Below are 23,682 nucleotides of genomic sequence, written 5' to 3' on the forward strand. Positions count from 1 at the left end.
GGCTTTTCTTAGTTCCTATTTGAAGAGGATCTTAGTTTGTTTTGCGAGCGGTAACATTAACTGTTAGCTCCATTTCGTCACTAATAAACTTGTCTCCAAGGTTATCAAAAACAGATTTTGAACCGTAGTTCACTCCCCAATTAGTTCTGTCAATAATGAAAGTCTCACTCTTAAGAGTAATTGTTTCACCATTAATTTCAGTATTTACGGGGAACTGGATGTTTTTAGTTTCCTCTTTAAGGGTAAGATTTCCCTGAAGTACTTTTTGTCCGTTTTCCTCGGTCACTCCGGTAATTTCAAAAGTAGCTGTTGGGTATTTATTCACATTAAAAAAGTCAGTTTCTTTGCCTTCAACAGTTCCTTTAAGGTGGTCTTCAAGACTTCTTTTGTCTTTCTCTTCCATACCTTCATCGGTCACGGTGATAGAATTCATGTCGATAACAACACGTCCGCTGGTAATTTCTTCAGTCGTAGCCATGAGGGTTCCGTCTTCAATGTTGATGGTTCCCACGTGCTCACCGGTAGGTTTTGTACCTCTCCACTCTATAGTAGATGCAGTAGTATCTATCTCGTAAGTCATTGCTTCTTCTGTTGCAACAGCTGCTTCCTGGGCTTCACCCGGTTCAACTTTATTTTCATTATTGTTTTTACAGGCCACGGTTCCCATGGCAACTCCTGCAACAAGTACGAAATTAAAAAATCTTTTTTTCATCTGGATATTTAATTGTTTAACCGGCAAAATTAGTTTTTTTACCGGGCCTTTATCCTAAAAGAATATTAAAACTTTCCTGTGACATTTTGGCATTTCAAATTTCTTGGCAGACCTTTTGCCAATTGTGTCACGGAATAAAATAAAATACGTATCACATGAGCGAGAAAGAACATAAAGAGGAAAATATTTCAGAAGAAGAAGTTATAAAAGACCAGGTAGAGGACATACTGGATGAGGCCATAGAAAAAGCCGATACTCAGGGAGACACTACTCAGGATGAGGAAGTTCCAGAAAAAGAAACCCTCAAAAATGAACTTGAGAAGGAAAAAGATAAATTCCTAAGGCTCTTTGCCGAATTTGAAAATTACAAGAGGCGTACCAGTAAAGAGCGCATAGAGCTGTTCAAGACTGCCAGCCAGGACGTCATTGTGGCAATGTTGCCGGTGCTTGATGATTTTGATCGTGCCCTTAATGAGATCAATAAAGCAAAAGACAAGGAATTATTGAAAGGCGTAGAGCTTATTAACAATAAATTCAGGGAGACCTTACGCGCTAAGGGGCTTGAGCAAATGGAGGTAAAAGAGGGAGATACTTTTGACTCTGAGATCCATGAAGCTATCACGCAAATTCCTGCCCCAAAAGATAAATTAAAAGGCAAGATTGTTGACGTGGTTGAAAAAGGATACAAACTGGGCGACCGCATTATTCGTTATCCAAAAGTGGTGACCGGTAAGTAACTTTTAATCTGAGAACTTTAAAAATATCATGAAAGAGGACTATTACGAAATATTAGGATTAAGCAAGAACGCGACCACAGCCGAAATCAAAAAGGCGTACCGCAAGAAGGCTATAGAATTTCATCCCGACAAAAATCCGGGAGACTCTAAGGCAGAGGAAATGTTTAAAAAAGCTGCCGAAGCTTATGAAGTTCTAAGCAACGAAGATAAGCGGGCACGATATGATCGCTTTGGTCACCAGGCATTTGAGAATGGCGGCTTTGGTGGCGGTGGTGGCGGAATGAATATGGATGATATTTTTAGCCAGTTTGGAGATATTTTTGGCGGTGCTTTTGGCGGCGGCGGAGGTTTCTCGGGCTTTGGTGGCGGCTTTGGCGGCCAGCGAAGGGCTAAAGGTAGTAACCTGCGAATTCGCGTAGCCCTCACCCTTGAAGAAATTGCCAATGGTACCGAGAAAAAGATAAAGGTTAAAAGAAAAGTCCAGGCACCGGGTACTACCTATAAAACATGTTCAACATGTAACGGTACAGGCCAGGTGACCCGTGTGACAAATACTATTTTAGGGCGTATGCAAACCGCTACCCCCTGTACTACTTGTGGCGGAAGCGGACAAATGATCGATAATCGTCCTGCCGATGCCGATGCTCAGGGACTTGTAGTGAACGAAGAGACCGTTGCTATTAAAATTCCTGCAGGGGTAGTAGAAGGGATGCAGCTCAAAGTTTCAGGTAAGGGTAACGAAGCACCCGGCAATGGCGTTCCCGGAGACCTCCTGGTAGCCATTGAAGAAAAAGAGCATCCTGTATTGCAACGGGAAGGAGATAATCTTCATTATGACCTATACATCAGCCTTTCTGAAGCTGTGCTGGGAACCTCAAGAGAAATTGATACAGTATCAGGAAAGGTGCGTATCAAAATAGATGAAGGTGTACAATCTGGAAAGATTTTGCGCCTTAGGGGCAAAGGTATACCGAACATCAATGGCTACGTAAAAGGCGATCTTTTAGTGCACGTAAATGTGTGGACTCCAAAAACACTTAACAAGGAACAAAAAGACTTTTTTGAGCGTATGGCAAATGATGAACACTTCCATCCGAAGCCCGAAAAATCTGATAAATCATTTTTTGAAAAAGTTAAAGATATGTTTACATAATTTGCATTTGTTAAAAATTTTTGCATATATTTGAGCATCACTAATTCAGGTTAGTGGTAAATTTTTCTTTTTCATAGCAATTTTTTTCCCATCCTTAAGTCAATTAAGGGTGGGTTTTGCATTTAATGGGATAACGTTTTTCGCATTTTTGAGAATCTTAAATTCTTCCTAATGACGATAAAGCTTTTTTCAAAACTCTATCTTTACACAAAGCCCGTATATGAATAACCTTTTGGTAGCCGAAAATGTGTCAAAACAGTTTGGTAACTTCACAGCACTCAATAACATTTCTCTGGAAATTCCAAGAGGAAGCATCTTTGGCCTTTTAGGGCCTAATGGAGCAGGGAAGACTACTTTTATAAGGATCATCAATCAAATAACCCTGCCCGACAGTGGCAGGATGTTACTTGACGGGCGGGCGCTACAGCCAAACGATATTCAGCATATTGGTTACCTTCCGGAAGAGCGGGGGCTTTATAAATCTATGAAAGTGGGAGAGCAGGCCCTGTATCTTGCACAGCTCAAAGGCCTTTCAAAAGCAGAAGCCAAAGAGCGGCTTCAGTATTGGTTTAAGAGACTGAATATTGAAGACTGGTGGGGTAAAAAGATTCAGGAGCTTTCAAAAGGGATGGCCCAAAAAGTGCAATTTGTGGTCACGGTTTTACACCGTCCAAAATTGCTGATCTTTGATGAACCCTTTAGTGGTTTTGACCCTGTCAATGCAAATTTGATCAAAGACGAAATTTTGCAGTTGCGGCGCGATGGTGCCACGATCCTGTTCTCTACCCATAGAATGGAAAGCGTGGAAGAAATGTGTGATTATATGGCGTTGATACATCGGGGAAACAAATTACTTGATGGGGAAGTGAATGAAATTAAGAGGCAGTACAAATCGAACACTTATGAAGTGGGGCTAATGGCTGCCCGGCCCGAAAATCTAAGGAAGGAACTGGAGGAGAAATTCCGCATTTCTGACACCGAGTTTAAAAGCATCAATGACGATCTTAAGCTTCAGATTCAGATTGGAGGCGATTCTTCGTCAAACGAGCTTCTTACTTTTCTCACCTCCCGGGCAGAGGTAAACCATTTTGTGGAAGTGATTCCTTCAGTAAATGATATATTCATAAAAACCGTTACCACCAATGCGTAACCTAAAACTAATTATCAGGAGGGAATACCTGGCAAGGGTTAAAAATAAAGCCTTCATCGTAATGACATTTTTAAGCCCCCTTATCCTCGTTGGGATGATCGTGCTTATTGCTTACCTGGTAAACCTAAATTCCGAAGAGCAGCACGTAATTGGAGTCAATGATGAAAGCGGGATCTTTGTAGATGATTTTGACAGTTCTAGGGATGTTAAGTTTATTGACCTATCTAATATTGAACTTGAAGCAGCTAAGACCATTGTAAAAGAAAAAGAATATTACGGATTGCTGCATATCCCGCAACTGCAGGAGAACAGGGTTCCCGATATTGAGTTCTTTGCCAAAGAAGCCCCGGCCTTTGGGTTTTTGAGCGAGATAGAGAAGACCATTGCCGAAAAGCTTACCAACAGGCAGCTGCTGGCCCGTGGAATTGACCTGGATGTTATTGCGTCTTCGAGGGCAAAGGTGGATATTGGTATCCAGAATTTTTCGGGCGAAAAGACTTCAAAAATGTCAACTTACGTAAAGATGTTTTTTGGAGGGGCAGCCGGTTACCTGTTGATGATGTTCATTATTATCTACGGAAACATGGTAATGCGCAGTGTGATTGAAGAAAAGACCAACCGCATTATTGAGATCATAATTTCTTCTGTAAAACCTATACATCTTATGCTGGGTAAAATTCTGGGCACTTCTCTTGCCGGAATTACTCAGTTTCTTATCTGGGTGATCCTGGGAGGAGTAATGCTTACTGTAATTACAGCAATTTCAGGGATGAGCATGGCCGAACTCCACGGCCCGCAGCAGCAGGCAATGGAACAAATTAGCGATAATGAACTTCAGCAACTGGTTATAGACATTGCAAATTTACCTATGCTATTGCTACTCGTGAGTTTTTTGGTCTATTTTATTGGAGGTTACTTTTTATACAGCGCCATTTATGCGGCGATTGGTGCCGCTGTTGATAACGAAACCGATACGCAGCAATTCATGCTTCCGGTAATACTGCCTTTAATGCTGGGAATCTACGTAGGCTTCTTTGCTGTAATTGAAAATCCGCATGGGGTTGTTTCCACAGTATTTTCAATGATCCCGCTTACTTCGCCAATCGTGATGCTTATGCGCATACCATTTGGGGTAGCGTGGTGGGAACTAGCTATTTCTATAGCTATTCTTTTCCTTACTATAGCAGGTGTGGTATGGGTAGCTGCAAAGATCTACAGGGTTGGGATTTTGATGTACGGTAAAAAACCCGGATATAAGGATTTATATAAATGGCTGAAATATTAAGATTTTTTTGAGAGGGTTCCCCATGAAGCTTGTGTTACTTTACACTAGCAACCCAAACAAAAAATGAAAAATTTAACCTTTTATCTCATTATTGCCCTGCTCGTTCCTGGAATTTATAACATGCAGGGGCAAAATACAGATCTTGCCAGAATTGAATATACGTACTTTCCGCAGTCAGATTCAGACAACTCTTTCAGGAGGTTCAGGACCTTTGCCAACTTTCCCATAAAACTGAAGAAAGAAGGCAGTTACCTGTTTCCGGGAATAGAATACGAGAACATAAACTTCAAATATGAAGATAAGGCTCCGGTTACCGGAAGAGAGGACTTAGACAGGTACCAGTCCTTTACTGCCAGCCTGGGCTATACCTTTAAAATGCAGAAGAACTGGAGATTTGCGGCTACGGCAGGTGTAATGCTGGCGTCTAACTTTGAATTAGGAGAGGCGCTAAATGACGACCTCCTTTATACCGGTTCAGTTTTCTTTATTAAAGATGAGAACGGCGAAGAAACCCTTAAGCCCTGGAGGTTGATACTGGGGCTGCATTATTCTACCACTTCAGGAATGCCTTTCCCGTTACCGGTGGTGAACTACTACCGGGAAATTTCACCCAACTGGTCTTACTCGGCAGGGGTTCCAAAGTCAAATATTAAGTACTCTTTTAATGAAAAACATCACCTGCAACTCTTTGCTACCTTAGATGGCTTTTTTGCTAATATCCAGAACAACAGGGTGATGTCAACCACCGGGCAGGTTGCAGAGAATATTTCGATGACCATAGTGCTGGGAGGGATTGGTTATGAGTATAACTTTACCAAACATTTAGTATATTACCTCTACGCCGGTCATACTATTATGAACGATATAAGGCTTAGAGATGGAGATAAGGATGATGTTTATGAGATCAACAAGACCAACACTTTTTATGGCCGAAGCGGAATAAAATTTAAAATTTAGAAGCATGCCAAAAATACTATTGATTGAAGACGAAGCCGCTATTAGAAGGGTTTTGATAAAAATACTTACTGAAGAAAATGCTACTTATGAGGTCGACGAGGCTGCTGATGGCCTTGAGGGGGTTGAAAAAATAAAAGATCAGGACTACGATCTTGTCCTTTGCGATATCAAGATGCCAAAAATGGATGGGGTAGAGGTATTGGAAGCAGCTAAAAAACTAAAACCTGAAATTCCTATAGTCATGATCTCTGGTCATGGCGATCTAGACACTGCAGTGAACACCATGCGGCTCGGCGCCTTTGATTATATCTCTAAGCCGCCCGATCTTAACAGGTTACTCAACACAGTACGCAACGCCCTCGACAGGAAAGAGCTGATGGTTGAAAATACCCGTCTTAAGAAAAAAGTTGGGAAAAATTACGAGATGATTGGCGAATCTGAAGCCATTACCAGGATCAAGGATATTATTGAGAAGGTAGCTCCTACAGATGCAAGAGTGCTTGTTACCGGTCCAAACGGGACGGGTAAAGAACTGGTGGCCCACTGGCTGCATCAAAAAAGTGATCGTTCAGCCGGACCTATGATTGAAGTGAACTGCGCTGCTATTCCTTCCGAATTGATTGAAAGTGAACTTTTTGGGCATGTAAAAGGGGCATTTACTTCGGCAAATAAAGACCGGGCCGGGAAATTTGAAGCCGCTAACGGTGGTACAATCTTTCTTGATGAGGTAGGTGATATGAGCCTCTCGGCACAGGCTAAAGTTTTACGCGCCTTGCAGGAGAGCAAGATTTCAAGAGTAGGTAGCGACAAAGACATCAAGGTAAACGTTCGGGTAATTGCAGCTACTAATAAAGACCTCAAAAAAGAGATTGAAGAGAACAACTTTCGGGAAGACCTTTACCATAGGTTGGCCGTGATCCTCATCAAAGTTCCCGGGCTCAACGAAAGAAGGGATGACATCCCGTTACTCGTGAATTTTTTCTCAGAAAAAATTTCTGAAGAACAGGGAGTGAATAAAAAAACCTTTACTGAAGACGCACTTAATTTGTTAAAAGAATATAATTGGACAGGAAACATCCGGGAACTGCGTAATGTTGTAGAACGACTCATTATTCTGGGTGGTCAGGAAGTCAGCGAAGAAGATGTCAGGTTGTTTGCGAGCAAATAGTAATTAGATTTTAGAAGTAAGAAGGTAGCAGTGCCAGTTACTTACCGGCACGGATTGCAATTCTGCGCCAGCTCATCGTTGAGGTGTCTTTGCGAGTGACCGCAGGGAAGCGCGACAACCCCATATTCAGGAAAATTTTCCATTGAACTGCGCCATCATTAATTCAAAATTATTTAATAACGTCCCCTCCTTCGGAGGGGTGGCCGCAGGGCGGGGTGGGTATTATTTGTTGCACCTCACAATTCTTATCCTATTAATTCTCCGAACTCTCAACTCCAAACTACCATTAAACCTTTTCGATTTTTATTGGTCTTACTTATTACAGTTGCTGTGGAATGGTCTTTGTTATACAGAAGACAACTTTAGGTACAGAAGAATCCATGAAAAGAACAATTTTACTTTTTTTAGTTGCCTTGCCTTTCCTGGCTTTTACTGCTGTGCATAAATTCTATGTTAGTGCTACAAACATAGAATACAACGAAAAACAGCGTTCCCTCCAGATTATCTCCCACGTTTTTGCTGATGATTTAGAAGATCTTCTGCAAACCCGGTACAGCGAGAGTTTAACGCTTATCAAAGAAAATGAACATCCTGCGGCCGATGAACTTATTCAGAAGTATTTCGGTGATAAATTCCGTATCACTGTAAATGGCGGGCAACGTGCTGTCAACTACATAGGTAAAGAATATGATAAAGACCAGCTACTGGTGTACCTGGAAGTGGAAGACGTGGAACTTATACAAAGCATAGGTGTCGAAAATAGCATTTTGACAGATCTTTTTCCGGAGCAAAAAAATGTAATAAAAGTAGAGTACGGTGGGAAGATAAAAAGTCTGTTACTCATGCGTGATGAGCCGGGCGGCACGTTAAAATTCAGCAATTAAAATTGTGAAACTTATAAATTCAGTTATTTTTAGCAATCTAAACTCAGAAACTACATATGAAATCTATTAAAACTGCCTTTGTGGCTTTTTTTATTTTAATGTCGGCCGGCCTTTATGCGCAGGAGGCAGAGCAGCAAGCAGAGCAAAAGGAGGGAGGCCACCTCAATGAGAATAAATTCCGGCAGTTGTACCAGGAATTTTCAACTCCAAACCAATATCGCACCGGTAGTGGTGCACCCGGTCCTGCTTATTATCAGAATGAAGCCGATTATAAAATGGACATTGAGCTCGATGATAAAAATCAAAAGTTAACGGGGCACGAGACCATCACTTACCACAATAATTCTCCCGATGTACTTGAATACCTTTGGGTACAACTTGATCAAAATATTCGATCTAAAGAATCTGTAGCCAAATTAAAAGATGGGAATGGCATAGCTCCGGTGGCGCAGCCGGGGAATTTTGTTTCAGAATATATGCAGGAACCTTTTGATGGAGGTTTTAATATCACTGAAGTAAGTGCCGATGGCAAGCCTTTAAAAACAGTTATCAACAATACTATGATGCGGGTAGATCTTCCGCAGCCATTAAAGGCAGGAGAAAAATTCACTTTTGACATTGCCTGGTGGTACAATATTAACAATCATCTTGAAGACAGGGGGCGTTCTGGATTTGAACATTTTCCAGAAGATGGGAACAACAGTTATGTGATAGCACAGTTTTTCCCTCGTATGGCCGTTTACAATGATGTAGAAGGATGGCAGAATTACCAGTTTTGGGGAAATGGTGAGTTCGCGCTTCCTTTTGGAGACTACGAGGTAAATATTACTGTACCTGCAGATCATATTCTTGACGGGACCGGAGAGCTGGTAAACCGAAAAGAGATTTTTTCAAAAGAAATGATGAGTCGCTATGAGCAGGCTAAGAAGTCTTATGATAAACCTGTGATGATCGTAACGCAGGAAGAAGCTGAAGCAGCCGAAAAAGGTTTTTCTGACAAGAAGAAAACCTGGAAACTTAAAGCGGAGATGGTAAGGGATTTTGCTTTTGCTACCTCCCGAAAATTTATATGGGACATGATGGCCGTAGATCTTGGAGAGAAAGATGTGATGGCCGTATCTCTGTACCCAAAAGAAGGTAACCCGCTGTGGGAAGATTATTCTACCAAAGTTGTTGCGCATACCTTAAAATCATATTCAGATCACACTTTTGCCTATCCTTACCCAAAGGCTATCTCGGTACATGCCAAAAATCAGGGAATGGAATATCCCATGATTTGCTGGAACTATGGGAGGCCTAACGAAGATGGTACGTACAGTGACCGTGTGAAATATGGAATGATGAGTGTGATTATCCACGAAGTAGGTCACAACTTCTTCCCTATGATCGTAAATTCGGATGAACGCCAGTGGGGCTGGATGGATGAAGGGCTTGACACCTTTATGCAGTATGTGGCCGAACAGGAATATGGTGAAAAATTTCCGAATGATATTGAACCACATACCAAATATCCTTCAAGAAGGGGAGAGCCTTCAAAGATTGTAGATTATATGAAGGGAGATCAGAAATACATCTCTCCTATTATGTCCAACCCCGAAAATGTTTATCAGTTAGGAAATAATGCATATGGGAAACCGGCAACTGCACTAAATATTCTGCGGGAGACCGTAATGGGGAAAGAGCTTTTTGATTATGCTTTTAAAACCTATGCCCAAAGATGGATGTTTAAGCACCCAACCCCCGAAGATTTCTTCAGGACAATGGAAGATGCATCGGCTGTAGATCTTGACTGGTTCTGGAGAGGCTGGTTCTATACTACAGATAATGTGGATATAGGGGTTTCAGAAGTAAAGAAATATTATGTTACAGATCAACCTACCAAAGAGGGAACAGCTTTGCTACAACGTTATGGGGTAGAAGACCCTTCTAGTATGGATATTCTTTATGTGGTTGAAGAAGACAGTGAAGAATTTGAGGCGTCTTTAAAAGGAAAATCACCTGCGGAAAATTCAACAACTTTGAATGAGTATTTAATGGACAACTTTACACCGCAGCAAAGAGCAGAGATGAAAATGCCTAAATATTTTTATCAGGTGACTTTCAATAAACCGGGCGGATTGGTAATGCCTATCATAGTTGAGTATACTTATGCTGATGGTACTTCCGAAAAAGTGACTTATCCAGCACAAATCTGGAGAAAGAACGATCAGGAAGTCAGCAGGGCGCTGGCTACCGATAAAGCGATTACTAAAATTGTAGTTGACCCCGATCTTGAAACTGCCGATGTAAATGTGAATAATAATTCATGGCCACAGGAGGCAGAGGTAGATAAATTTCAGGAATTTAAGGAGAGAACACAAGGTTAACCTGGTCTTTCCGAAGAAATCCTGTTCCAAAATCAATTGCGAAACTCCCCTTTTTAAAGGGGAGTTTTTTTATGCGGTTAATTTTATAAAACTCAATAGGCTGGAATTTATTTTTACTGAAGACTCATTCTGAAAATTGCTGAAAAGTTTTTAACAAGCTGACTTTTTTAGTGATTGGAATAGTAAGTATATTTGCAACGTATGCAAACACTTCCGTTATTTATTAGTGGTGCCGAGATCGCCTTTATCATGTTTATTCTTGTGATGGTGTTTGGTGCCGATAAGATCCCTGAAATTGCCCGAGGTTTGGGTAAGGGGATGCGCAGCATTAAAAATGCCACAGAAGACATTAAATCTGAAGTAATGCGCAGCGCCGAAAAACATGGAATGGATACTTCTATAGGAGACGATGTGAAAAAAGAGGTAGACAAAGTGAAAGAGGAGATCGAGGAGCTTACGGGAAGTGTTAAAAGAAGGTTTTAATTCAGTAAACAATGTGCGGTATAAAGTAGGCAGTTACTAAATTACAATCCGCTTCAGATATTAGGTAATAATTTTTCCAGCATTAAATTTCAATTTTGCTCACAACTGGCTTTTTGTTAAATCCGGACATTATATTTCAGCAAGAGCTAGAAGCTAACAGCCAATGAGCTTTGCATTTTTATCTTCTAACTTCTAATTTTCGTACTTCCACATGCATTTTTTGCCCCAAGAGATAGACGATTACGTCGTTCAGCATTCAGCCAAAGAGCCTGAATTGTTACAGCAATTAAACCGGGAAACCAATCAGAAGGTACTACAACCGCGAATGTTGAGCGGGCATTACCAGGGGCGGCTGCTAAGCCTGTTGTCAAAGCTGATCAATCCGCAGAACATCCTCGAAATTGGGACTTATACGGGATATTCCGCTTTGTGCCTGGCAGAAGGTATGAAAGCTGGCGGCATTTTGCATACTATAGATATAAACGAAGAACTGCTGGACCTTCAAAAAAGGTATTTTGAGGCCTCTCCCTGGAAAGAACAGATCGTTCAGCATTTAGGAGATGCAACCCAAATTATTCCAGCCCTGGAAGAAGATTTTGACCTCGTCTTTATTGATGCCGATAAACCAAATTACCCGGTTTACTTTCAGCAAATAATGGAAAAGCTGCGTCCTGGAGGCGTAATTTTATCTGATAATGTGCTGTGGAGTGGAAAAGTTGTGGAGCCGGTGAAGAAAGACGATGAATCGACTCAGGCTTTACTGGAATACAATCGGCTTTTGGCAGAAGATGAGCGATTAGAGACAGTGATGTTGCCCGTTAGAGATGGGCTGACGATTAGTAGGAGGAAATTGTGATGTAGTAATGAAGTTACGGAGTGATAAAGTAAAATCTAGACCACTCGGTACTTCATTTCTTGTGTTATTCCTTTAAATTTTTAATAAGTTTGAGTAACATTCTTCGGATATAAATAATTTCCTCATTTAAAAGATTATCTTTTTTCAAATATTCTAATCGTACAGAAATTTCGAGCTGAGTTTCTAATTCGGCTAATGAACCTAATGAAATATATAGAAACCTACTGAAATCTTTTTTTGATTGTCTTGCGGCACCTTCAGCAATATTAGAAGGTATGGAGACTGCAGATCTTCTTATTTGGCTGGTGATGCCGAACTTTTCTTCGGGAGGGAAACTTTTAGTTATCTGGTAAGTAATTACAACTAAATCAATAGATTTTTGATAAACAGTAAGATCTTGATGTGATTTCATCTGATTGTTTTTTAATAGGTTATCTGTTGTAGCTAATTTAAATGATCTGATACATATAATTACCTTTTTAGCTAAACCATAAAATATCTCGTCACTTCTTCACTACATCACTTCTTCACTAATTCTTACATTTGGTAAAAAATTATCAATGCACTTCCAAAACACCTTAGACTACGCCCAACAACTTGATCAAAAAGATCCTCTAAAAGAATACCGCGATAAGTTCCATTTTCCGAAGGTAGGCGGCAAAGATGTCATTTACTTTACCGGGAATTCCCTGGGTTTGCAGCCAAAGAACGCAAAGAAATATGTGGATGAGATCATGACCGATTGGGCCGGTCTGGCTGTAGAAGGTCACTTTCAGGCAGAGAAGCCATGGTGGGATTATCACGAAAGATTTTCAGACAAACTGGCTCCCATAGTCGGGGCAAAACCTTCGGAAGTTACGGTCATGAATACCCTAACCGTCAATTTACACCTATTGATGGTTTCATTTTACAGACCAACTTCAAAACGTTTTAAGATCATTATGGAGGAGAAGGCTTTTCCAAGTGACCAGTACATGATTGCGAGTCAGGTGCGGTTTCATGGATTAGAGCCGAATGAAGCTATTGTGGAAGTGAAGAAAAGAAATGGTGAACACCATTTTAGAACCGAAGATATTCTGCAAAAGATCAGAGAAGTAGGAGAAGAGTGCGCCTTGGTGCTCATGGGCGGAGTGAATTATTATAACGGGCAGGCTCTGGATATGGAAACGATTACCAAAGCCGGAAAAGAGATGGGTGCCTTTGTTGGATGGGACCTGGCACATGCCGCTGGCAATGTAGAATTAAATCTGCACGATTGGGGTGCTGATTTTGCTGCCTGGTGCAGCTATAAATATATGAATGCCGGGCCGGGAAATGCTTCAGGATGTTTTGTGCATGAGCGGCATCACGGGCAGAAAGATATTCCGCGTTTTGAGGGCTGGTGGGGGCATAATAAAGGCCGTCGTTTTTTAATGGAACCTGAATTTCAACCCGAGCCCAATGCCAATGCCTGGCAAATTTCTAACGCCCCTGTGTTGGCCCTGGCTCCGTACCTGGCTTCCCTGGAATTGTTTGAAGAAGCAGGAATGGCCGTTTTAATTGAGAAACGAAACAGGATCGTCGCATACCTTGAGTTCATATTACAGGAAATTGCGCGGGAAGTACACTGCAATTTCGAAATTATCACTCCGCAAGAGCGGGGAACGCAGTTATCTGTGTTCCTACACGGACAGGGCAAAGAACTCTTTCATTATTTAATGAGGAACGGTGTGGTCACCGACTGGCGGGAACCTAATGTGATTAGATTAGCGCCGGCCCCTTTTTATTGTTCTTATGAGGACATGTGGAAGTTTGGTCTGGTTTTGAAGGATTACTTTAAAAAGGAGTAAGTAATAAGAGGGAAGAGACGAGGATTTATAAATTTGAAGATTTGAAATTGTTCCGCAAAAATGCCAAAGGAAGAACAATGGCCGCCAACGGTTTTGCTGGGACTATCTCAAAAACTGTGTAAGTAGAAAATATGGGGGTTTGCAAACCCCCATATTTTTTTAACCTTGCCTGCAAATTTCAGGCACTAATATTTACACAGTAATGAAAAAAGAAGATCTATTCGATGATGAGTTTTTAAAACAATTTAAATCAGGAGAAGAACTTAGCAGTTTTCTTAAGCAACTTCAAAAACGTGGATTGGAGAAAATGCTTGAGGGTGAATTGGATGGCCATCTGGATTATGATAAGCACCAGAAGTCTGGATCTGGAAATACCAGGAATGGCTATACTAAAAAGAAGGTCCGGAGTTCTTATGGTGAAGACACTGTAAAGGTTCCCCGAGACCGGGATGGATCCTTTAATCCTATGATCGTTCCCAAGCGGCAGAACATGGTTGATGGCATCGAAAATGTTATTGTATCGCTGTATGCCAAAGGAATGAGCAATAGCGATATTGAAGAACAAATCTCTGAGGTGTATGGCTTTGATGTCTCTACTTCTACTAACTCCCGAATTACAGACCGAATCAGCAATGATATTATAGCCTGGCAAAATCGTCCTTTAGAGCCCGTTTATTTGATTGTCTGGATGGACGGAATCGTCTTTAAAGTACGAGAGAATTCTAAAGTAGTCAACAAAACGATTTATATAGCCGTAGGTCTCAAAAGAGATGGCAAAAAAGAAGTCCTGGGCCTTTGGTTGGGAAAGAACGAATCTGCTGCCTTTTGGATGAGCGTATTGACCGATATGAAAGCCCGGGGGAGTTGAGGACATTTTAATCACTGCTACCGATAACCTCAATGGATTTACCGATACTATCAAAAATGTTTTTCCACAGTCTAAAACCCAAATCTGTGTGGTTCACCAGATCAGAAACGCCTGTAGATATGTAGTCTGGAAAGATAAAAAAGCCTTTACCAAAGATATGAAGTTGATATACGATGCGCCTACCAAACAAGCCGCAGAAGCTGCCCTGGAAGATTTTGCCACTAAATGGAACTCTAAGTATTCTTATGCGATAAAAAGCTGGAGAGACAACTGGGAAGACCTTACTGTCTTTTATGAGTTCCCGCTGGAGATCAGGCGAATCATTTACACCACCAACCTTATTGAGAACCTGAATGGTAAGATCAGAAAGTACACTAAAAACAAATTATCCTTCCCAACTGATGATGCAGTAATGAAATCTGTATATTTGGCTCTGAGGGAAGCAACCAAAAAATGGTCAGCGCCTATTAGAAACTGGGGAATCGTCCTCAATCAGTTCTTGACTATATACGAAGAAAGGGTTCAACTTTAGATAAAAAGTCAAACCCCTTTATTTAAAACTTACACACTTTACGGGATAGTGTCGTTTTGCTTAAAATCTCTTCAATATCTAGTCTTTAAAGTCTGATGTCTCTGTTATTCAACACTAACATCAGTAAAGAAAAGCTCGAAGCTTCCATCTTTGTTCCGATGTGTTTTTGCGATGGGAATTCCTTTATGCTCCTCGTAATTCTCCCAGGTGGTGGCAAAAGGGTTTTCCCTGCTGCCACCAGATAGATATACCCACTCCCTGATCATATTATCTTCTCCAAAATAGATCTCGTACATGTCGCCGGGAGTATAACCTGCTTCGCCGGGATATTTCACTGTTACCCGCTGCATTTGTTCACCACTTATTGGTGCGGTAGCCTCCTTTGTGTGCTCCCACTCCATATCATCCCATACCAGGTGGAATGGGAATAATAGCCAGTACTGGTCGTTTATGAACTGCTGGTCGGTCTTCTCATTTGCAGCTGCTTCTGTCTCATGGTTATAGGTGACGGTGTTATTGGCAGTATTAAGGTTGACTTCATGTGTTTTAGGATTCCACGTCCATGCCCTGCTGGTTCTAAGGCTGTCATTTACTTTTACGTTAAAAGTGTAACGGATTTCTTCGACATCGTTCCAGTTTTCAAAACCATTAGCTTCTGCAATTTTCTGAACTACGGATTGTTCTTCTTTTTTCGTGCAGGAGGTGATAAGGATGAGAAGGAGGAGAATAACTTTTTTCATGGTGAATTGGTTGCTATTGCATAAAGATATGAAAATGATGGATCAGTTTACTGGGAATGAATTCATCATATGATTTAAAAAGCCCAACTGCTGAAGCGGATCTAAAACTCGACGACAACAAATTTAAAGTTTGTTAGGTAGAAATGGAAAAGTCGAAGATCAATAGTAGAAATTCTGATTAGATAATTTTACAGATAAGCTGAAATATTTAATAGCTGATAGCTTAAAGTTATCTGCAACAACTTAATTCAATTCGTACCGGAAATCCAGAACTGAACTCTTACCTAATATTTTGATTTCATACTTCTAACTTTTAAAGTCTGAATTCTAAGATCTTACTTTAAAGTGCTTTCACACTCATACCGCCATCGGCGACTATATTTTGTCCCGTAATAAAAGAAGATTTATCCATAGCCAAAAATGCGATGACTGATGCTATTTCTTCGGGTTCTGCAATACGGTGGAGCGGAGTACGTCTTAAGATCATTTCTTTTCGTTCTCCCTGCAGTACCGAATCGGTTAGGGGAGTGCGGGTGTACCATGGTGAAACCGCATTAACTCTAATATGATTCCGTGCCCATTCTACAGCCAGACTTCTCGTTTGTTGCAAAAGTCCGGCTTTTGCCATAGCATAAGGCGTGCCGGTGCCTACATCCTGAGTCGCGGCAGCCGAAGAAATATTGATGATCTTTCCGTTTTTGGATTTTACCAGTTGCGGATACAATTCGCGCGCAAGTAGGAAAGGTGAGATCAGATTCGTTTCCAGTACCTGCCGGTGCTCTTCTTCAGAAATATCTGTAGCTTTTTTCCGAATATTTATTCCGGCATTATTTACCAGGATAGTCACTGCTTTCCAGTTATTCATTGTCCACGTAGCAATTTTATTGCGGTCTTCGGCCTTTGTGACATCAGCAACTATTCCTTTTACTACATGACCCTGAGCTGTATATTCATCTTCTACCTTTAGAATGTCATCTGCATTTCTTGCGGTAAAGAGCACTTCTGCACCCAACTTGAGAAATTCCTCAACAGTTGCCTTGCCAATTCCTTTTGATCCGCCGGTGATGACTGCGGTTTGTCCTTTAAGGTTCCACATTTTTTTAATGATTAAAGTTTAATGACAAAGGATTAATTATGACCAGTAAAACTGAGCGGCCGCAGATGTGCACACCAATTCATACTTCCAGTGCTGGCGCGGATTTGTAATCCGGGCCGAGGGTTTAAGACAAACTTCCCTTACTGACACAGATTTATGGTCTTTGCCGTTGCGCGTAATCAACTTACATTTATTATAGCCTATCGCCCACTCTAATTCCATTTTTGCCGTGATGAACTTAGCACTAACAAAAAAGGCATAAACTGAGAGACCGCCTCAAATAAAGACAAGAAAGATCCAAAATCACCAGAAGATGATAGAGGTATTCTTCTTCTCAATATTTACCGAGGCGGCCTCTGTTTTCTACAGACTTCTTCCTGTAAGGAGTTTGTATATGATCAGGATCACTGCGATCACGATCAAAATATGGATAATGCTTCCAAGGTCTGGAAAGGCGAAATAGCCTATTAACCATCCAATAATTAATAAAACGATAATAAGCCAAACTAGGTCTCTCATAATTGATTAATTTGTGCTACCTCTTGGTAGCTGGTTAGTTTTTCATGGTTATTCACCTAAAATCTGTATTTATAAGTCGGTTTTTCACAGATTATTTATTAAAAGTACAAAAGCTTTAATCTCAATAATCTACTTTAACGGAGGTTTAACCCTTCAGAAGATTTTGAGTTAAAAAAATATAGATGATTTAATTTTAGTAATATCAATCTCATAATCTGCATCTGTACCCCTTTATTTCACCGCTCTTCCAGCGTTCATATCAAAACATTGGTACATATAATAGTATATTAGCAACAGGTAGATCTTAACCCGCCATTGTAATTGTAGTCTTGAAAAGCCAGAAGATATGCAGGCGAATGCGATCAACGCAACTCTCAATAATTCAAAAAGTAGTATTTTCGCCGGTAACATGCAGCACTCAAAGAACATTGCCATTGTAGGTACAGGACTCGTAGGGTCTTTGCTTGCCTTACACCTTAGAAAAAAAGGACATAATATTACCGTTTTTGACAGGCGGCCAGATGTGCGGACAGTTGAATTCTCTGGTCGCTCCATAAACCTGGCCATGTCCAATCGCGGGTGGAAAGCCCTGCGTGAGGCAGGTATAGAAGAAGAAGTGAGAGAACTGGCAATACCCCTTTATCAGCGGGCAATGCACGTAAATGATAGTCCGGTTTATTTTCAGAAGTACGGGCAGGAAGGAGAGGCGATCTATTCTATTTCCCGCGGCGTGTTAAACCGAAAGATGATAGATCTTGCCGAAGCTGCGGGAGCCGAGTTCAGGTTTGAAGAAAAAGTGTGGGATGTAGATCTCGCCGAAGCAAAGTTGTATACCGGTGAATCTGAAAAAGGTAACTGGCAGGAGTATAATTTCGATCTTATTTTTGGAGCCGATGGTGCTTTCTCACGGGTGCGGCACAAAATGCAGCGCCAAAGCAGGTTCAACTATTCTCAGCATTTTGTAAACGTGGGCTACAAGGAGCTTCGAATCGCGGCCAATGCCGATGGTTCTCACAAACTCGACAAAAATTCCTTTCATATTTGGCCAAGAGGCAGGTTCATGTTAATTGCCATGCCAAATCTTGATGGCAGCTTTACCTGCACCCTTTTTCTGCCTTTTGAGGGCGAGCATTCTTTTGAGACCATTTCTTCCGAAGCTAAAGCCGAAAAATTCTTCAGTGAATTTTTTCCCGATATCAAAGATGAAATTTACAATCTTACCAGCGATTTCTTCAAGAATCCTACCAGTGCGCTGGTGACTGTGAAGTGCTTTCCCTGGACGTATTATGATAAGATCGCGTTGGTTGGAGATGCGGCCCATGCCGTAGTGCCTTTTTACGGGCAGGGCATGAATGCAGGTTTTGAAGATATTTCAGAATTAAGTCGGCTTGAAACAGAGTTTGGAGATGACTGGGAGCAGATCTTCGCAAAATATCAGGCGCTTAGAAAGCCGAATGCCGATGCTATTGCCGAGTTGAGTCACCGTAATTTTCTTGAAATGAGTAGCAAAACAGCCGATCAAAAATTTCTTCTGCGGAAGAAGATCGAAAAACATTTTGCTGAAAAACACCCCGAATCCTGGGTTCCGGTTTATTCCCGTGTAACTTTTTCTGAAGCCCCTTATGCTGAAGCCCTTGAGTTGGGCGACAAACAAGCTGCTATAATGGATAAAGTTATGAAATTACCCGGCATAGAAGAAAAGTGGAATACAGCTGAAGTAGAGCAGGAGATCCTGAAGTTGCTCAGTGGAAGTTAGAAATACGACGCGAAATTAGAGTAACGAAATTAGAAGGACGATCGGAAATTAGAGTTACAAAATGAAATTAGGACTATGATTTTTAGTTGATTTTAGTTGTTGACCTGGGGTAGAGATCACTCAGCTCGCAACCTGCAACTGGACAACACCCGGAACCTGCAACCTGCAACTGAAAAACCCGTAACCCGCACCCCGTAACCCGCAACGCTTCCGCAGTATTACCTCCCAAAAATGCCATTTTCAGCACCTCTTCCCGGCCTTCCAGCAACCGACAATTTTCCATTCCATAAGAGATTTCTCAGTCGTAAAAAACCTCCTTCGAAATAACAAAAGGGAACTTGCAACCGTGCTAAACCCGCAACCCGCAATTTGCAACCCGAACCTCTTCCGCAGTATTACCTTCTAAAAATGCCATTTTCAGCAGCTCTTGCAACCCGCAACTGAAAAACCCGCAACCCGCCACGCTTCCGCAGGTATTCAGAAAAAAATCTACATTTAGTGATAAATTTTGCAACGCGACTTATTTCCTGTCGTCTTTAAAGTGAAACCCAACCAAACTGAAGTTATTTTGATACAACATCAATTAATAGAGGCTTGCAAACAAAATGACCGCAGAGCCCAGCTCAAGCTCTACAATAAGTATTGCGACGGCATGTACTATGTGGCCCTGAGGTTCATAAATGATCCGTTTGAAGCTGAAGATGCCATGCAGGAAGCTTTTATAAAGGCTTTTCAAAAACTGGCACAATTTACAGGCGAGGTATCGTTTGGGGCCTGGCTTAAACGGATCGTGATAAACAAATGTCTCGATAAATTAAAAGCCCGAAAGCTGGAGATGGTTGCGATCAATGAACAGGTGTTGGGAACGGTTGAAGAGGAAGAGAACTGGAATGTTGATGATGGGATAGGTATTGAAGAGGTGAAGGAGACGATGCAGCAATTGCCCGAAAAATACAGATATCCGTTGATGTTGTATCTACTGGAAGGTTATGACCATCAGGAAATCGCAGAAATACTGGACATTTCACAGGTTGCTTCCAGGACCCTTGTTCACCGCGGAAAGAAAAAATTACAGGACGAATTAAAAGAGAAAAGATATGGCACAGGATATTAGAAAGATGTTGCAGGAAGACAAGTCGCTGCCTTCTCAACCCCCAAAAGGACATCGTAATAGATTTGAACAGAGGCTGGAAGAGCATTTTCCGGAGAATAAACAGGAAAAATCTTCTAACAGGAGTTTCTTCTTCCTCAAAATAGCTGCCGTGCTGGTCGTAGCACTGGGTGTAGGCTTCTTCTTCCTTAACAATAAAGAAACTTTTAACGGAAATGAGATCACCGATGCTCCCGCAGAGGTTGAACAGGAAAAGGAAGAGGAAATCGAGGTAACCAAAGAATATCAGCTTAGCGATGAGTCTCCAGAATTCAGGAAGATTGAGAATTTCTACCTGGCAAGCCTGAATATTGAGCTTGCGAAACTGGATGTGAATGAATCGAATAAGGCATTAGTAGATTCTTTTATGACACAACTGGCAGGTCTTGACCAGGAATACAAAAAGTTGAATGCCGAAATTAGTGAAACCGGCCTTACCGAAAGCAGTGTTGAGGCTTTGATCTCTAACCTGCAGCTTAGGCTGGAGCTATTGTACAAACTGAAGAATAAAATTAAAGATATCAATCAATCAAAAATACAGGGAAATGAAAACTACAAAGCTTAAAACAGCAATTATTGCGCTGCTTTGTGCAACCGCTGGCCTGGCGCAAACGAGTAAATTAAATAAAACGTTTAAGACGAATAAGGATGTAACCGTTAATATTAACGCCCGCCACACGCATATTGACGTGGAGTATTGGGACAGGAACGAAGTGCAGGTTTCGGCCTTTCTCGAAGGTGGCAGTGGCAGTGAGGGCCAGAATAAGATGCTGCAAAGCTGGAGGCTTGATGTAGATGGATCGGCTTCAGAAGTAAGGATACATTCTGAAGCTACGCCAGGCGGCCCGGGAGATTTTAATATGGCTGCCCTGCAGGCACCACTTGCAAAATTACCTGAAATGATAGCACCCCTCACCGAAATGATGGGACCAATGCTCGAGAGCCTCGCGACAAACCCGCCACTGCCGCCAGAATTTTATGCGAGTGTGGGGAATATCAATTTTGACTACGAACAGTACCAGAAAGATGGCGAGAAATATATGGAGAAGTTCGAGAAACAGATGGAAAAGAATTTTGGGAAAGACTTTGAAAAAGCCATGGAAGAATGGGCTCAAAAGTTTGAAAAGGATTCTGTGCTCTGGAAAAAGCATGAAATGAGAATGGAGGCCTGGGGTGAGGATTTCGAGAAGGAGATGGAAGCCTGGGGAAAGACCTTCGAAAAAGATATGGAAAAGTGGGGTGAAAGTTTTGGTAAGGAAATGGAAGCCTGGGCTGCCAATATTGAAAAGGAAGCTCGCAATCAAAATCCTAAATCAGGGGCTAACGTTATTGTGCTCAAAGACCATAACATGGCTAAAAAAGTGTTGAAGGTGAAAATTCCGAGGTCTGGACAGCTTAAACTAAAGGTGCGTCACGGGGAGGTGAAGCTTGCCGGCACCACAAACAATCTAAGAGGAGAGGTTTCACATTCAAAGTTCAATGCTGCAGAAATAGCAGGGAAAAATACCAATTTTAGGGTTGCGTATACTCCTGTGATGATCAAGAGCTGGAAGTATGGCGTTCTCAATGCCGCCTATGTGCAGGATCTTAAAATTGAAAAAGCCGAGAGCCTGAAGCTCGATTCCAATTCCAGTAGTGTTTACCTTAAAGAATTGGGGGAGACAGGAATTCTCTCAGGAACTTTTGGAGAGCTTAAGATCGACAAAGTGTCTCCTAAGTTTAAAAGTCTGGATGTTACTTTGGAGAATTCAGACCTTATCCTCGACCTGCCCGAAAGCGCTTTTAACTTTACATATAATGGAACCAATAGCACAGTGAAATACCCTAAAGGACTCAACCTGACTTCAAGTAACTCCTACGATAATCAAAAACTGAAGGGCTACAATGGAAGCCAGAATGCGGGAGCAGCGATAAATATCTTTGCAAAATTTAGTGATGTTGTGCTGAAGTAATTTATTTTTGGCAAAAAACATCATGCCAGATGCTCATTTTCTAACCGGCCTCACTACAGGATTTACACCTGTAATTTATGCCGGTTTTTCTTTGGAAGATTATCAGCACGTCGATCTTTCGGTTAATAATGCTGAATTGACACAGAAGCAATTAGATGCCCCGGAAGCTTTTCAGAATTTTATTGAAGTATTTCTTCGGAAGAAAGGCGGAAAAGTAGCCTGGGGCGGCTATAACGAACACCGCGGACTTTACAGGCGCAGCAAATTGTTTTCTTCGGCTGAAGATGAGGAATTAATAAGGAACAGACATATTGGAGTAGATATTTGGGCTCCGGCGGGCACTGCAGTTTTGGCGGTGCTTGATGGGAAGATCCACAGCTTCCGGAATAACGACAACTTTGGGGATTATGGCCCTACGATCATTCTTGAACATGGGGCTGAAGGAAAGCACTTTTACACCCTTTATGGCCACCTTCAAAGGAAATCTTTAGAAGGATTAGCTGTAGGCCAAATGTTAAGACAGGGAGAACAAATCGCTGCTTTAGGTGACGCTTCTGAAAATGGTAATTACGCCGCCCATCTTCATTTTCAGGTCATTCTTGATTTGCACGGAAAAGTAGGGGACTATCCAGGTGTAGCCAACAAAAAAGAGCTGGACTTCTTCCTGAATAACTGTCCCAATCCAAACTTACTGCTGAAGATAAAGTAAGTGCTTTAATGAATTGTGCTTAGTAGAGTAAAGATGATGATTTGAAAGGAGAATTAATGTTTTTTTCCAAAGCCTCGAGATCTAACTCGAAATCTAACAAAATCACCTCTCAAAAATGCCATTTTAGAAAGCTCTTACTCGTTGCAGTGTCTCCGGATCTCTTATAGGAACACGTATGAGGGTTTGATCCCATGCCAGATTTAAATTGATGAATTCGCGCTGCTCTTCAAAATTTATGGTAAATTGTTCTACGGGGTTTTTCAGCTTTCGAACAGGAACTTCAATGGTAAGCACATCATAATCTGCTATACGCGACGGAAGCTTGTCTGCCGTAATACCCCAGGGGTACATTTCAGAATTAAATATCACCTTCCACGAATCTTCCATCGGGACCGTCCATAGCGTGTAGGTGCCGGCAGAAAGTGGCGAACCATCTACGAGAATATCTTTTGAAGTTGTAAAGGTGGTAGCTTCATTTGCCCCTGTTCGCCACACTTCGTTGTAAGGCACAAGGCCGCCAAAGATTTCCCTGTCTTTTTTATAAGGTCTGTTGTAAAAGATTTCGAGGTGTAGATCCCCACTGTTATATTCTATAGTATCTTCTGGACTATAAGATTTGGTGTTATTCTTATAAATTATGTAGATAAGCATTACAACCCCCAGGACTACAAATAGTCCGGCGAGACCTTTTCTAAACTTACTTCGCATAGATTAAAGATAGCGATTTTCCACCGGAAGCTCACATTTTATATCCCGACCTCATTTAGAAATGTACCGGAA

General features: G+C 41.5%; 22 protein-coding genes and 1 pseudogene. 17 read left to right on the forward strand and 6 right to left on the reverse strand.

The features are described 5' to 3' along the window. Positions 1–31: 31 nt before the first annotated feature. Positions 32–712, reverse strand: a complete 681-nt coding sequence (locus V5739_RS12445; protein WP_423818415.1) for a YceI family protein — start codon at positions 710–712, stop codon at positions 32–34. A 155-nt stretch (positions 713–867) separates the two neighbouring features. Here V5739_RS12445 and V5739_RS12450 point away from each other — a divergent pair, with 155 nt between their 5' ends. The 10 genes from V5739_RS12450 (at position 868) to V5739_RS12495 (ending at position 11,751) form a co-directional block, all read left to right on the forward strand. After that, the gene (locus V5739_RS12450; RefSeq protein ID WP_423818416.1) at positions 868–1,449 is read left to right on the forward strand and encodes a nucleotide exchange factor GrpE; all 582 of its coding nucleotides are present in this window, start codon (positions 868–870) and stop codon (positions 1,447–1,449) included. Between the two features lie 28 nt (positions 1,450–1,477). Further along, positions 1,478–2,602 carry a molecular chaperone DnaJ gene (dnaJ, locus tag V5739_RS12455; RefSeq protein ID WP_423818417.1) on the forward strand — a complete coding sequence of 375 codons (1,125 nt, stop codon included), beginning with the start codon at positions 1,478–1,480 and terminating at the stop codon, positions 2,600–2,602. Between the two features lie 220 nt (positions 2,603–2,822). Beyond that, the gene (locus V5739_RS12460; RefSeq protein ID WP_423818418.1) at positions 2,823–3,752 is read left to right on the forward strand and encodes an ABC transporter ATP-binding protein; all 930 of its coding nucleotides are present in this window, start codon (positions 2,823–2,825) and stop codon (positions 3,750–3,752) included. Then, positions 3,745–5,037 (forward strand): ABC transporter permease, encoded by a 1,293-nt coding sequence (locus V5739_RS12465; RefSeq protein WP_423818419.1) that lies wholly within the window; start codon positions 3,745–3,747, stop codon positions 5,035–5,037. The genes V5739_RS12460 and V5739_RS12465 overlap by 8 nt, the downstream gene beginning before the upstream one ends. A 63-nt stretch (positions 5,038–5,100) precedes the next feature. Then, positions 5,101–5,994 carry a DUF6268 family outer membrane beta-barrel protein gene (locus V5739_RS12470; protein ID WP_423818420.1) on the forward strand — a complete coding sequence of 298 codons (894 nt, stop codon included), beginning with the start codon at positions 5,101–5,103 and terminating at the stop codon, positions 5,992–5,994. Between the two features lie 4 nt (positions 5,995–5,998). Beyond that, a complete protein-coding gene (locus tag V5739_RS12475) occupies positions 5,999–7,162 on the forward strand; it encodes a sigma-54-dependent transcriptional regulator (protein ID WP_266070722.1) in 1,164 nt (387 codons plus the stop codon). A 380-nt stretch (positions 7,163–7,542) separates the two neighbouring features. After that, positions 7,543–8,046: a DUF6702 family protein gene (locus V5739_RS12480; RefSeq protein WP_423818421.1), complete on the forward strand. Its 504-nt coding sequence runs from the start codon at positions 7,543–7,545 to the stop codon at positions 8,044–8,046. Positions 8,047–8,102: 56 nt separating this feature from the next. Next, the gene (locus V5739_RS12485) at positions 8,103–10,412 is read left to right on the forward strand and encodes a M1 family metallopeptidase (RefSeq protein WP_423818422.1); all 2,310 of its coding nucleotides are present in this window, start codon (positions 8,103–8,105) and stop codon (positions 10,410–10,412) included. Between the two features lie 201 nt (positions 10,413–10,613). Next, on the forward strand, positions 10,614–10,895 hold the full coding sequence (locus V5739_RS12490; protein WP_266068654.1) for a Sec-independent protein translocase subunit TatA/TatB: 282 nt from the start codon (positions 10,614–10,616) through the stop codon (positions 10,893–10,895). 211 nt (positions 10,896–11,106) lie between these two features. Next, positions 11,107–11,751, forward strand: a complete 645-nt coding sequence (locus V5739_RS12495; protein WP_266068655.1) for an O-methyltransferase — start codon at positions 11,107–11,109, stop codon at positions 11,749–11,751. A gap of 64 nt (positions 11,752–11,815) precedes the next feature. Here the strand turns inward: V5739_RS12495 and V5739_RS12500 are convergent, their stop codons facing one another. After that, a complete protein-coding gene (locus V5739_RS12500; RefSeq protein WP_423818423.1) occupies positions 11,816–12,163 on the reverse strand; it encodes a four helix bundle protein in 348 nt (115 codons plus the stop codon). A 148-nt stretch (positions 12,164–12,311) separates the two neighbouring features. Here V5739_RS12500 and kynU point away from each other — a divergent pair, with 148 nt between their 5' ends. Both kynU and V5739_RS12510 read left to right on the forward strand, forming a co-directional pair. Next, the gene (gene kynU, locus V5739_RS12505) at positions 12,312–13,580 is read left to right on the forward strand and encodes a kynureninase (protein ID WP_423818424.1); all 1,269 of its coding nucleotides are present in this window, start codon (positions 12,312–12,314) and stop codon (positions 13,578–13,580) included. A 202-nt stretch (positions 13,581–13,782) separates the two neighbouring features. Beyond that, a pseudogene (locus V5739_RS12510) lies at positions 13,783–14,980 on the forward strand (IS256 family transposase). A 104-nt stretch (positions 14,981–15,084) separates the two neighbouring features. Here V5739_RS12510 and V5739_RS12515 read toward each other — a convergent pair. The 3 genes from V5739_RS12515 to V5739_RS12525 form a co-directional block, all read right to left on the reverse strand. Beyond that, positions 15,085–15,720 carry a hypothetical protein gene (locus V5739_RS12515; protein WP_423818425.1) on the reverse strand — a complete coding sequence of 212 codons (636 nt, stop codon included), beginning with the start codon at positions 15,718–15,720 and terminating at the stop codon, positions 15,085–15,087. Between the two features lie 340 nt (positions 15,721–16,060). Beyond that, positions 16,061–16,816 carry an SDR family oxidoreductase gene (locus V5739_RS12520; RefSeq protein WP_423818426.1) on the reverse strand — a complete coding sequence of 252 codons (756 nt, stop codon included), beginning with the start codon at positions 16,814–16,816 and terminating at the stop codon, positions 16,061–16,063. A 363-nt stretch (positions 16,817–17,179) separates the two neighbouring features. Next, on the reverse strand, positions 17,180–17,335 hold the full coding sequence (locus V5739_RS12525; protein WP_029038389.1) for a lmo0937 family membrane protein: 156 nt from the start codon (positions 17,333–17,335) through the stop codon (positions 17,180–17,182). A gap of 409 nt (positions 17,336–17,744) precedes the next feature. Here V5739_RS12525 and V5739_RS12530 point away from each other — a divergent pair, with 409 nt between their 5' ends. The 5 genes from V5739_RS12530 to V5739_RS12550 all read left to right on the forward strand — a co-directional run bounded on the left by V5739_RS12530 (position 17,745) and on the right by V5739_RS12550 (position 22,902). After that, positions 17,745–19,091, forward strand: coding sequence for an FAD-dependent oxidoreductase (locus V5739_RS12530; RefSeq protein WP_423820474.1), 1,347 nt, complete (start codon positions 17,745–17,747; stop codon positions 19,089–19,091). A gap of 568 nt (positions 19,092–19,659) precedes the next feature. Next, positions 19,660–20,205, forward strand: coding sequence for an RNA polymerase sigma factor (locus V5739_RS12535; protein WP_423820475.1), 546 nt, complete (start codon positions 19,660–19,662; stop codon positions 20,203–20,205). Beyond that, positions 20,189–20,806: a hypothetical protein gene (locus tag V5739_RS12540; RefSeq protein WP_423818427.1), complete on the forward strand. Its 618-nt coding sequence runs from the start codon at positions 20,189–20,191 to the stop codon at positions 20,804–20,806. Before V5739_RS12535 ends, V5739_RS12540 begins: the two co-directional genes overlap by 17 nt. Continuing rightward, positions 20,787–22,193, forward strand: a complete 1,407-nt coding sequence (locus V5739_RS12545) for a hypothetical protein (RefSeq protein ID WP_423818428.1) — start codon at positions 20,787–20,789, stop codon at positions 22,191–22,193. Before V5739_RS12540 ends, V5739_RS12545 begins: the two co-directional genes overlap by 20 nt. 7 nt (positions 22,194–22,200) lie before the next feature. After that, positions 22,201–22,902 carry a peptidoglycan DD-metalloendopeptidase family protein gene (locus V5739_RS12550; protein WP_423818429.1) on the forward strand — a complete coding sequence of 234 codons (702 nt, stop codon included), beginning with the start codon at positions 22,201–22,203 and terminating at the stop codon, positions 22,900–22,902. 123 nt (positions 22,903–23,025) lie between these two features. Here the strand turns inward: V5739_RS12550 and V5739_RS12555 are convergent, their stop codons facing one another. Continuing rightward, a complete protein-coding gene (locus tag V5739_RS12555) occupies positions 23,026–23,610 on the reverse strand; it encodes a DUF2911 domain-containing protein (RefSeq protein WP_423818430.1) in 585 nt (194 codons plus the stop codon). Positions 23,611–23,682 lie beyond the last annotated feature (72 nt).

It is taken from the genome of Salinimicrobium sp. TIG7-5_MAKvit, from assembly GCF_049569215.1.
Lineage (GTDB): Bacteria > Bacteroidota > Bacteroidia > Flavobacteriales > Flavobacteriaceae > Salinimicrobium > Salinimicrobium profundisediminis.